This is a genomic window from Microbacterium sp. GXS0129, assembly GCF_044769785.1.
In the GTDB taxonomy this organism is placed as follows: Bacteria; Actinomycetota; Actinomycetes; order Actinomycetales; family Microbacteriaceae; genus Microbacterium; species Microbacterium nymphoidis.
Genome location: NZ_JBIZVZ010000001.1, coordinates 383,104 through 395,965, shown reverse-complemented (window position 1 = coordinate 395,965; position 12,862 = coordinate 383,104). Strand labels below are relative to the sequence as shown.

Here is a 12,862-nt window from a genome sequence, read left to right as displayed (position 1 = left end):
GAGCTGTGTGAAGCCGGCGATCCGAGCACGCCGACTCCATTATCCCCAACCGACCGCCATCGCGGAAGCCGCAACCCCATCGAAAACGGCGGAGCGCTGCGCGGAAGGACCCGCGCAGCGCTCCGCCTCTCGTTTCAGGAACGTCCGGTGCTGCGACGCCGATGACGCAGCACCAGCAGCACGCCCAGGCCCATGATCGCGATGGCCACCAGCAGCGCTGTTCCCAGCCCCTGGCTTCCGGTGACCGCCAGGAGCGTGACACCGACGTTCGCCTCGGAGGACGCCCGTCCCGCATCGGAGGGATCACCGAAGGTGTGGTAGTCGACCACCGCCGTGTTGCTGATCCGGCTGAACTTCACCTGCGGGTCCACGACCGTGGAGATCTTCACCGTCGGCGCCTGCGACACGCCCTCGTCGCCCTGCGGCTGGAGTGGACCGAACAGGGTGCAGGTGAGGGTCCCGCCATACCCGCGTGCGCTCGCCCCGCTCACGGTGCAGTCCTTCCAGTTCGGGAAGACGCTGGTGTCGCCCTTGCCCTGCCAGGTCACCCCGGTCACCTTCAGGGTGTCGGGGATCTCGTCGGTGAGGACGACTCCCTCCGCCGCCGAGTCGTCGGAGACGTTGCGGATCGCGATCGACCAGTCCACGGCCCCGCCGCCCGTGGTCATCGAACGATCAGCGATCTTGTCGATGGCGAGTTTCGTGTGCCGCGGCACGGCGCACGACGGGGTCGCCGGCGGATACCCGGTGGTGAAGGTGAGCGTGGGGTTCACCGAGAAGGTGATCGTGGTCTCACCGCGCCACGCGTAGTCCAGCTCGCTGTCGTCGAGGATGAGTCCGTTGTACACGTGGCTGGCCACCTGCTCGGGAGTCATCACGGTGGTCGTTCCCGGGATGTAGTAGCCCCGGCCGTCCGGCGTGTAGTCCGATGCCCGCAGCATCCGCCAGCCCGGATAGTCGATGCTGACCCCACTGGGGGTGAACTCCGCTCCCGGCCACGCGATCAGGTCGCTCCACTCGCTGGTGCCGCCCGGCGCCGTCAGCACCACGTCCGGCGGGCGGGTGGTGGATGTCCCGGTGTCGGGCGTCCAGCGGAACTCGATCGGCTCGTCGGTGAGTGTGGACGACTTGCGGATCGTCCATCCCAGCATCGGGGCGTCACCGTCACAGGTGGTGAACACCACGGCCGCGATGTCGCGGATGGGAACGGTGGCCGTGTCGCAGTTGTTGCTCGCGACCTCGTCCCCGGCGATCGACACGCAGGCCGTATTGTCGAGCTTCTCGACGGGGGCCGGCGCCTCGGGAGTGGAACCCGGGGGAAGGACCGCCTGGCCGGCCGCGGCGACGAAGGTGACGTGGATGATGATCTGCGCGGACGCACCCGGAGCGAGGCCGCTCAGCACGAGGTTCACACCCGATTCGTCAAAGCCCGGCTCCGGACCCCAGGTGACGCCGTCGCCGACCACCTGGACCGCGTCGATCCGCACCCGCTCCGGGATGTCGGTGTCGGTCACACTCACGTCGTTCGCGGTGCGGGTGCCGTTGTTGGTCACGGTCAGCACGTAGGAGAACGCGTCACCTGGCTCCACAGAGGTCTCGCCCTCGGCAAGCTGCGCCGTCTTCGTCAGAGAGACGTCGATGACCTCCACCACGGCGCAGGCGCGGGATTCCTCGGTCACCGCTCCGCTGGTCAGCGTCGCGCCATTCCACACGACCGCTCCCGACCCGTCGTCGCAGGGCTCCACGACGACCGGCGCATCGGTGCGCTTCACGGTGGCACTGATGATCCAGCTGTGCGCAGCACTCGCGGTGGTGAGCACACCATCCGAGATGAGCGTCCAGGACCCCGTGCCGTCCCACTCCGGGGCCGATGGCGCGGGGCTTCCGGGCTCGGCCACGGCGCTCCAGTCGCCGACCAGCGCGAGGCTCGCGGGAAGTTCCGGCATGTCAGTGACGGAGTAGTGCACGCTCGTGCCAGCGGGGATCGGTGTGGGGCTGGCGACATCCACGCGGTACGAGATCGTCCACGTCCCGTCGCCGGCGCGAGCCGAGGAGATCGCCGACTTCTGGATCGTCGGGATGATCGGTTCCGCGCAGGCCTCGGCCTCGTGCTCGCCCAGGCGGTCCGAGGTGAGCACGACGGTGTTCAGGAAGCCGCCAGAATCTCCCTCGCCGCCGCCGTAACAGGCGATGGTGGCGTCATTGACGGCCGCCGGGGTCACCGTGGCGATGGCGGTGACGGTGTAGACCTCGGTCGTGCCGGCAGCCACCGACGCATCGGACGCGAGCTGTGCCGAGTGATCGTCTCCAAAGGCCCCACTGCGTCCGGCGCCGCTCCACGTGGCCTCGTCGACCGTGATGCCGTCACCGAAGTCGAGGGTGTCCACGAGGTCGTAGGTGTAGGCGATGCGCCCGGTGTTGGCCACCCGCACCTCGTACACCACGCTCCAGGTTCCGTCGGCGTTCTGCGTGTTCGACAGCACCGTCTTGGTGACCGCCCCGTCGGCGGGGATCGCGGTGTTCACGATCCGGCAGGTGACGTCTGTGCCGTCGGGCAGCGTGACAGAGCCGTCGGTCACGGCGATCTCGCCGTCCCCGGCCCGGCACTGCCAGGTGCCGGAGTCGTAGTCGGAGGGTCCGGACTCGTGCAGCCGGTAGGCCACACCGCTCTGCACCGAGCCGCTGATGCTCGCCTCGCCGTCCTCGCCCAGGGCTCCGGTTCCGTTGATCGCGAATCCGGCATCGGTCGACGCGGACAGCGTCCACTCGTCGGCCGAACGCGTGCCACCCGCGGCGTTGTCGACGCTCTTCACGAGCGTGAGGGTGACGGGCTGGGCCGTGTTGGTGAACGTGCATGTGGCAGATTCACCCTCGTGGAGCACGAGGTGGGGAGCATCGACCGATACCTCCCGCGTCGTGCAGGAGAGATCGGTGAGCGCGTATCCCACGGGTCCCGCCAGCTCGCTCAGTGTGTATTCCCCCGCGGGAACCGCGCGCGTCTCACCGCTGTCGAAGGCGAAGTCGTCCGACCCCGTGGACGCGACCAGACGCTGGTTCCAGTCGGCCGGCACCGCGGTGCCGCCCGCGTTCGCGGTGAGCTTCTTCACCAGGGTGAGGGAAGCGGGCTGATCCACATTGCGGAAGGTGCAGGTGACGTCCTCTCCGATGGCGAGCACGAGCTGCGGGTCATCGGCGGAGACGGAGCGCTCGCCCGTGCACGACAGGTCCTCCAGCGAGTACCCGCCCGGCCCCGATTCGGAGAGCGTGTAGGTCGCGCCGGCCTTCGCATCCCGCGTGCCGGAGCCGATGACCAGCACGTTCGGGCCACCCGGTGTGCGAGCCTCCAGCGTCCAGTCGTCCGCCGTGGCGGTGCCGCCGTTGCGGTGCTCCATGGTCTTCACCAGGGTGAGCCGCGGGGCCACGTCGTCGTTCGTGAAGGTGCAAACCACATGCTGGCCGACACCGATCATCACGGTCGGGTTCTGCGGCGAGACGTCGCCGGTATCGCAGGACAGCCCGGTGAGCGTGTACCCCGCAGGACCAGCGAGCTCGGCCAGGCCGTATGAGCCGGCCGGAACGCTCTGTGTCTCACCGCTGTCGAACAGCACCGCCGCGGCGTCACCCGACCGTGCGGTCAGCAGCTGGTTCCAATCGGACGGCACAGCCGAGCCACCGTCGTCATTCACCACCGACTTCACGAGCGTCAGCGAACCGGGCGCGTCCGTGTTCGTGAACGTGCACGTCACGTTCTCGCCCGTGCCGAGTGTGATGGTGGTCTCGTCGATGCTCGTCTCGTGTGCGCCTGTGCAGGCGAGGCCGGTCAGCGTGTAGCCGCTCGGCCCTCCGGACTCGGACAGCGTGTACTCCGTGTTCGCCCGTACCGTGCCACTCGCGGGCGTGGTGCCGCCGACGGCGACCGTTCCGTCCGCCGCGGCGGACAGTGACCACTCACCAGCGGTGGCCGTACCGCCATTGGCGTTCACGACCTCCTTCACCAGTGTGAGCGTCGGCGCGACGTCGTCGTTCGTGAACGTGCACGTCACGAGGCCGCCGAGTCCGACACTCACCGTCGGGTTCGCCAGGGAGGTGTTCTGCCCGTCACAGCTCAGCGCCGTGAGCGCGTAGCCTGCGGGCCCGGCCCCCTCGGAAAGCTCGAACACCCCCGGACCGACCTCGATGGTCTCCCCGGAGTCGAAGGCCGTCGTGTCCGGGCCGTTCGCAGCGGTGAGCAGCTGGTCCCAGTCCGCGGCCACGGCATCGCCGCCGTCATCGGTGATCACGCTCTTCACGAGCCGGAGCCTCGCCGGCTGATCGGCGTTCGTGAACGCACAGGTGACGTCGTCACCGGGCAGCAGCGTCACCGTCGGGTCAGCGGGAGATCCGTCTCCGTTGGTGCAGGAGATGTCACTGAGCTCGTAGCCGGGCGCATCGCCCTGCTCCTCCAGCGTGTAGGGGACGTTCGCGGTGACCTCGCCGGAGACCCCGCTCGTTCCGCTGAGAACGGGCAGGTCCGCTGCCGTGGCCGACAGCTCCCAGGCCGAGGCGTCGGCGGTGCCGCCGTGGCGGTTGTCGACGGTCTTCATGAGCGTCAGCTTCGGGGCGATGTCGTCGTTCGTGAACGTGCAGGTCACGTTCTGCCCGGGCTGCAGTGTGATCACCGCGTCGTCGAGCGGGGCGGCCGACCCGACGCAGCTGAGGTCCGTCTGGGCATAGCCCGACAGCTGCTGCTCGGACAGCGCGTAATCGCCCGCAGCGACGGAGCGCGTCTGGTTGTGCAGATAGGTGACCGTCTCACCGTCGGCGGTCGCCGACAGCAGGCCCGACCAGTCGCCCGGCTGGCGCGTGCCGCCGTTGTCGTTGATCACGTCCTTGCGCAGCGTCAGCGTGGGGGCGATGTCGTCGTTCGTGAACGTACAGGTGACGTGCTCGCCGAGTGCGAGGGTGAGGGTGCGGGAGTCGACGGAGACGGCGTGCCCGTTGTCGCAGCTCAGCGCCGTCAGCGCGTATCCCGACGGTCCGTTCTCCGCCAGCACGTAGGGCACACCGGCACGGGCGGGAGATGCGGCACCACTCGCCAGCGAGATGGCGGGAGCACCTGAACCCGTTGCCGTCAGCGTCCAGTCCGACGCCGCAGCGGTTCCGCCGTCGTCGTTCACGACCTGCTTGATGAGGGTGAGGCTGGCCGCCTCGTCGTCGTTGACGAACCGGTAGGCGTCGGACCCGAGGGCGTCGACGACCACCTCCCACTCGCCGTCCCCGTTCACCCGCGGATAGACGCCCGGCTGCCCGGAGTCGGCGACATCCACCCAGTCCCCATCGACCAGCCGCTGCAGCCCGGTGTTCTGATACCCGGGCATCGACGATTCGGTCAGGGTGTAGACGTGACCGGGACGCACCGGGAACGTGTTCGCGGTGGCGGGCGTTTCGGCCCCCGTCACCGTCGTAGCGGTCAGACCCGCCAGCGGCTCCGGGGTTGCGGTCAGGGAGAAGTCGGCTGCCACGGCCGTGCCGCCGTCGTCGTTCGTGACCGTCTTGCCCACCGACAGCGACGCCCCGCGGTTGACGGCGGTGCACGCGAGGCGGGTGCCGAGCGCAACGGTGGCCTGCGTCGTGTTCTGCGGCTGCCCCAGCGGCGCGCCGTTCGCATCCACCGCCACACAGCTCCAGGTGGCGAGCACGTACAGCGCGGATCCGCCGCTCTCCGAGAGCGTGTAGACCGTATCGGGTGTCACCGGGTGCGTGACACCGCTCGTTCCCGGCTCGAAGGCGATCGAGCCCTGCGGCCCGGTCGCGGCCAGCGTCCAGCCGCTCGGGTCAGCGGTGCCACCCTCCACCTGCTTCACCAGGGTGAGGCTGGCGCCGCAGGTGAGGGTGTTCACCACCGTGTAGGCGTTCTTCGACGCGTCGGCGACCAGGACCGGGCTGAACGGCAGCGCAGTGGCCACCGTGGCGCCCGCGGCGTCGCGGACGATCACACCCGACGACGTGCACTGATCGAGGTTCGGCGGGATGGTGACGGTCTCCGCAATGGCGATCGCGTTGCCCGGCGTGACTCCGTCGCGGGCGCTCCCCCATGCCTGATCGGTGCCGTCGAGCTGCAGGGATGCGGACACCCCGGCGAGCGGGAGCTGATCGTTGGCAACCTCGGCACCGCCGTTGATCACCCAGTGCTTGTCGACCGTGACGGAGGTGTCGGTCACGGGCGCCCGGTTGAACACGGTGCAACTGACCGCCGCCTGCTGCGGCACGTCGACGGCGAAGCCCGGATGGGCGGCATCGACGATGTTCGTCACCGGGAGGTTCACCGACGATCCGTCCAGCTGCTTGGCGGTGCACACCGCGGTGAAGCCGGACTGCGTGACGACCGCGTAGCCGCTCTGCTGCGCCTCGGTGACGCGAATGGTTCCGGAGGAGGTCCCGGAGTAGGTGAGCGGGAAGGTCGCGACGCCGGTGTCCGCCGCGGTCGTCTGGGTGGGGGAGGTGACGCTGACTCCCGCGGTCTGCGAGGTCGCGGTGAAGTCCCAGCCCCCGGCGGGTGCGGCCCCGGTGGTGTCCTCCCCGGTGGTAGTGCTCGGTGCGACCTGCTTCACCACCGAGAGCGAGCCGAGGCAGTCCCCCAGCGCGAACTGGCGGATGACGCTCTTCGCGGCGGTGAAGTCCGCGGTCTGGAAGTAGTCGCTGCCGGCGGAGGGGCCGGAGATGGCGCGCAGGTTGTCGGCCGGCCCGCCGACACCGTCGCCCACGCCGAGCGCGATCACCCGGGTGCCGGCGGCCTTCAGGCGGTTGGCGGAGAAGACGCCGTTCTCCGTCTCCCGGAAGCGCGTGAAGTTGCCCGGTCCTGTGGCCGGTGAGCCGAAGTAGGTGGGGTTTCCATCTGTGACGACGATGACCGCCTCATAGGTTCCGGTCGGGATCTGCGCGAGCCCCGCGTCCCAGTTGGTGCCACCGCTCGGCGTCGTGAAGGAGTCGATGTGACTGCGCACGGCATCCGCGCCCGCCGTGGTGGCCACCTGCGTGGCCGCGAGGTTTCCACCGGACGAGGACGGTGCGCTCTGGGCGAAGGTGTAGACGCCCACCTTCGAGTCGGTACCCTGCAGGGCATCGACGACCGACTTGGCGGCGGACTTCACGTTCGCCAGCTGCCCGGCCAGAGATCCTGACAGGTCCACGAGCACTGCCACGTCGACGCCACACGCCGAGCCGAGCGGCGCGTTGGCGCGCGAGACCGACCAGATGCCGCCCGATGCGGCGGGGGCGGAGTTGTCGCTGCTGATCATCCAGGCCTGCGAGGTGGAGGTGGAGGACAGGGTGGCCCCCGAGGTGATCGCCGGCGTGCGGAAGGTGTAGGCGAGGGAGCTCTGCCCCGAGCTGCCCGTGGCAAGCGTCTGGTTCAGTACCCATCCCGAGGGCGCGGACTCGGCCACAATCCAGAACTGACGGTCCTTGTTGCCTCCGGTCTGAGCGCTCGATCCGCCGGTGCCCATGGCGGTTCCCGTCGCGGGGACGGTGAACGTGCAGCTTCCGTCTGCCTGCGAGGTGCAGGTGGCCCAGCCGGCGGCGAACGCGCTGCCCGGTCCGGAGCTGCCGCCGGAGTACAGCCGCAGCACGACGCCGGCGAGGTCGGTCACGCCGTTGCTGCCGGTGCGATCGCCGCCCACCTTCACGGTGATCGTTCCCGTGCTGTAGGCGTAGGCGAAGGTGCAGGCGGCCGAACGGCGACCGTCGTTGGTTGTGGACTGACCGCTGTACGTCAGCGTCTGCGTGGCCGCGTTCCAGGTGACGAGATTGCCGACGGTACAGCTGACCGTCAGGTCGTAGAGCGCGGCCTGTGCGGTATCGGACGGCGTGGATGCCAGCACATAGGACGCCGGGCGGGCGACGTTCGCGGTCACCCCGGAGGTGAGGTCATAGGTCCCCGCCGAGCTCGTCGCGGTGAGGGCGAAGTCCGAAGCGGTGAGCGGACCGCCGGCACCGACGGTCACGGTGGCCGTGAGGCGGCCGCACGCCGAGGCGGACGATCCGCAGTCGGCCAGCGCGGCCATGGCGGTGAGGGTGCGGGCGGACCGCGTGGGCGGAGTCTGCGTCGGTGTGGGAGTGGGCGTCGCGGAAGCGCTGACCGCCGGTGCGGATGTGGCCGGAGGCTGCTCGACGGGCTCCGTCTTCGTGGGGACGGGCTCCGTGTCCGCGGGGGCGGGCTCCGTCTTCGTGGGGACGGGCTCCGTCTTCGTCGGGGCGGGCTCCGTCTTCGTGGGGACGGGCTCCGTGTCCGCGGGGGCGGGTGCTGGCTCCGTCGGGGCCGCATCGGTCGGGGCGAGGGTCTCCGACGTCTGCGACGGTGCAGAGGGAGCCGGCGACTCCGTCGGAGCTGCCTCGGTCGGGCCCTCTTGCGTGGGCTCCGCCTGCGTCGGGGCCGCGTCCGTCGGGGTCTCGGTCTGCGGTGCTGCCGCATCTGGGCCGTTGTCCGCGGGATCCGGTTCAGCGGTACCCGGCTCGGCGTCCCCGAGGGTCGCGGTGTCGACCTCGACCGCGGGCTGCGTCTCCACGCCGGAGCCGGCATCGGAAGCTCCCTCGGACGTCCCCGCGTCCGAGGGAGTGCCTGTGGGGGTGGGGGAAGGAGAGGGAGATGACGTGGCTGACTCCGGCGTGGGGGTCCCGGCTGCATCGGGGGAAGCCGCACCCACGAGCAGTCCTGTGATGAGTGCGGCCGCAGCCAGCACGCTCACCACGCTCCTGCCTGGCCCTCGTCCGCGAGCCCGACGGCGCGCGTGCACGGAGTGAGGCACGAGCTCGCTGAGTCGGGGCTGGCGGGCGGGACGGGAATTCGTGGACATGACGGTGCCAATCGCGAGAATCGACCGCCGGAGGCTGCGGTCGCGGTATCCACGCAGTCGGGATTTCGCGTGGACGTTGGCGACCACGCTCGCCGCCTCATCGCACCGTGGCAACGCTCATCGCCGCGGTTCCGTACGGAGCGGGAAACGGCATCGCCCACCGCACGGCAACACGCGTATTCGCGCGGAGAGAGCCGTAGTGTCGGTGCGCGCCGCTACGTAATCCGCGCGTCGCACCGCCGTAGGGGCTACCGTGCGCGCACCGTATTCCGCGTCCCTGCCGGGCCGCGCGGTCGTGTCTAGATCACGGCGGCGGAGAAGGCGTCCACGCGTCCAGCGCGATGGGCGGTGATGGAGACCGCCTGCTCCCGGAGATAGGGCAGCAGCTCGAGCCGGCCGGCCGTCGTGACTTCGTCGGCGAACACCGTGACCGGCGCGTCAGAGGTGGTCTCCCGCAGCAGCCCGAGCGTCTCGGGGTCGAGCATGCCGATCGCACGGACACGGCGCACGCCCGTGTGGCGAACGCGCTCGATCCACTGCGCGTCATCCTCCACGAACACGGGGATTCCCTGTTCGGCCAGCGCATGACGGACGCCGGCGGGGAGCCCGACCGGACGGGACAGCGTCACCGCGCTGCCGGTGCGGACCGCGGCGACGAGGCTGCGCACGATGTCCCCCACCGCTGCGTCCGCCGCGGCGCGAACCGCGACCTCCGTGCGGCGGTAACGCAGCAGATGGCGCTCGAAACGGAGACCGGATGCGTCCTTCACGCGTGCGAACTCACGGTCCCAGGCGACGGCGTCCGAGAGCGCACCGCGACGCACGGCATCGAACGAGGCGTAGTCCAGATCGGGCTGGGCTGCTTCGATGATCGCGACGACACGGGCGTCGAGACCGCGCAGGTGCAGCGTCGAGGAGGAGGCTCCACCGCCGCTCGCGCGCCACGTGCCGAACCCGACGAGGTGGTGCGGTCCGCCGCTCGCCGCGATCGTGCCGACCTCGGTCCAGGAATGCACCGGACGCCGCTGCGCACGCGCACCGGTGGTGGGGCGATTGACCACGAGGGCTGCGGCGCGGGCGGCATCGAGCCAGTGTGCGAGGTCGGCAGGGTCCTGGGTGTGGAGTCCTGCGACACGCGCCGTGGGCATCGCATTCTGCAGCTCGACGGCCTCGGCGAGCGTGGCGACCGCGGAGACCGCGAGCACGGGGGCGGCCACCGCACGGGTGTGCAGCAGCGACCCGGCCCGCACCCCGCCGAGAATGCCGGGGGTCCACAGCCGATCATCGACACGGCGCGGCTCCAGCCACCAGGACTCGCCGTCTGCGGGCTGTGTCAGCGCGGCCAGCTCGTCGCCCTCCGGAGCGCTGACCAGTGGCCCCACCACGGCGCGCGGATCCTCCGGATGCCCGACCGCCAGCGTGCGTGCGCCATCCACCAGGGCGTCGATGAACCGCCGGGAGCGTCCCACCGGACCGACCAGGATGACCGCGGCCGTCGCATCCAGCCCCTGCCCCGCGCGGGAGAAGGCCCCGATGACGACGTCGGCGGCTGCACGCTCCAGATCGGCAGAGGGTGCAACGATCACGGCGTTGACGCCGGGTTCGCGGTCCGCCACGGTCACGGCGGTGCCAGCCAGCGGCTCACGCGCACCGACACGAACCAGCAAGTCGACTCCGGCGGGCGCGACCGCTTCGTCGTCTGTCAGATCGGTCACCGCGAGGAGGTGATCGGGCAGCTCTGCCTCGGCGAGGACCTGCTGGATGAGGACGAACTGCTCGCGCACGGCCCGCGGGGCGATGACGATCACGCCGGACCCGGCCGCCAGAGCGGCGAACACCTCGCCGGCGGCGTCCGCCGTGCTCGTTGCGGCATGCACCGATACCGCGGTGACCCGCGCCGGGATGAACACCGCACCGCTCACGGCATCGAGCTCCCGGGCCAGCGATGCGGCATGCGCTGCGGCATCGATGACGTCGGTGGCGTCCGCATCCGCATCGGCGAACAGCGTCGCGCCGGCGCGGGCGATGAACTCCCCCCGACGCGCGTCGAACAGCAGCGCGAAGCGGCGCAACACGGCCGAGCGCTCCATCGCCGGGCGGGCACCCCACGCCGGGGCGGCAGCGGCCACGGCGCTCATCGTCGCGTCGAGATCGCCGGACTCGATGTCGGCGTCCTCGCCCACCCCGCCCGCGTCGACCATCCGCGCGATGATCCCCCGCGCCCATTCCCGGTTCGCGGCCGTGCTCGGATCGCTCGCGGGTGCGTTGCGAAACCCCGGTACGCCGAGGGCGCCACCGGGATTCTCCCGCGCCGCGAACACGGCTGTCTCGACGAAGGGGGCCCCGCCGAACAACAGTCCCTCAGCGGGCGCGATCGGGCTGGTGTCGGTGGCGGCGGAAGCGCGCGCGATGCCGATCACCTCCTGCGTGAGCCCGGACTCGTCCGCCGGTGCGGGCGCCCGGAGCAGGCGGGTGTCGATGGCCGCCTCCGGATGCGCCCGGTCCTGCACCCGGCGCGGCCCGGTGACGATGGCGTGCGTGCGCGCGCGATCGGCCGCGGCGCGAAGAGCGCGCGCCCCTTCCGCCCGTGCGTCGTTGTCCTCGATGAGAGGGAGCACGGCGCTCAGCGCACCGTCTTCCTCGCGCTCGTCGAGCAGCGCCGACAGCATCGCTGCGGCGTCGAGGCCGGAGCCGGGAAGCAGGACCGGAGCGGAGAGCACCACGCCGGGCACATCGGCGAGGATCGCGCGTTGCAGTGCCGGAAGCACACCCGGGTGGAGGTGGAGTGCGACCGTGCGCTCGGCGCGTGCCGCGAGCACGCGCGCGTAGGCGAGCAGATACGGATCGGAAGTGTCGAGGGCGATGCTCACCGCGCCGTCCGCGTCCGGGCCGAGCACTTCGTCCAGGAGTGCGATGGCGTTGGCCCGTGCATCCTCGCTCGTGTCGTACACCGCCAGCGGCCACCCCCCGACCGCGGCGTCCGCGCGCTCACGGGGATCGATGCCGGTGCCGATCCGCACGGCCAGCGGCGCCAAGTCTGCGATGCTGCGGCTGCGAGCCCATGCGGCCAGCTGCTGCAGGGCCGGAAGCGCGTCCGGCAGGGCCGCCGAGAAGGCGATGCCCAGCGGAGCATGCACGTAGGCGGGATCTTCCAGGGCCTGGATGAGCACGGCGACCGCGAGATCCAGCTCGGAGGCGAGCTCGACCTCGACGGTGAGCGCGGTGCCTGTGGCGAGGGCGGCTTCGACGAGCGGTCGCAACCTCGCGACCGTGGCGTCGACCTGGTCGTCGAATGCCCAGGGCAGCTCCGGGCCGCGCACGAGGGCCAGCGGCACCGCGATGGCGTCGGGCTCGTGGCGGCGGACGATCTCGATCACCTGCTCCAGGCGCGCGGTCAGGCGCGCCGCACCCGTCAACGCGACGCTCGGCACACGGAGCTCGACGGGACGCTCGGCACCGTATCGCCCGTGCAGTGCCGCGACCCCCGGCTCGATGCGACGACCGTCGATGCTGAGCGGAGCCATGCGCTCGCGCAGCAGCCGACGAGACAGCGGCACGACGGGCGTCGGAAGCACCGGGGCAACCGCAGCTCCCACCCGCACTGCACCGCGCAGATGCCAGGGGAGAGCGGCGGGGATGTCGGCGCCCAGCCGGTGCAGGTTGCCCGCGGCCGCCGAGAGGCTCTCCGGCCGCAGCACCCCGTCGATGAAGGCGCGCGCGAAGGCCACGCCATCGGGGTCGGCGAGCAGGTCAGCGATACGCGGCTCATCCGTTGCGGCGGCAGCGGAGAGCCAGGCGTTGGCCATGCTGATGGCTTCGTCGACCGGATCCTGGACCAGCGCGTTCACCGCCATCTCGCGGGCCGACGCGACCGCGTGCTCCCCCGGCGCGGACGCGCTCGCGTCGTCCGCGTCGCGGTTCTCGCGCGCATGCTCGCGATCGCTGTCGGGGACGACGTTCTCGGCCATGGGACCAGCCTACGAGCGGCGGATTCAGGGCCCGGGAGCCGCGGGCGTGTCGATGCTTCGCAT

General features: G+C 70.9%; 2 protein-coding genes. Both read right to left on the bottom strand.

All coding sequences use genetic code 11. The features are described from left to right. Window positions 1-134: 134 nt before the first annotated feature. Window positions 135-8,723, bottom strand: coding sequence for a VWA domain-containing protein (locus ACIQJ5_RS01730; RefSeq protein WP_402840253.1), 8,589 nt, complete (start codon window positions 8,721-8,723; stop codon window positions 135-137). A gap of 407 nt (window positions 8,724-9,130) precedes the next feature. Further along, window positions 9,131-12,799, bottom strand: a complete 3,669-nt coding sequence (locus tag ACIQJ5_RS01725) for a proline dehydrogenase family protein (RefSeq protein ID WP_402840250.1) — start codon at window positions 12,797-12,799, stop codon at window positions 9,131-9,133. Window positions 12,800-12,862 lie beyond the last annotated feature (63 nt).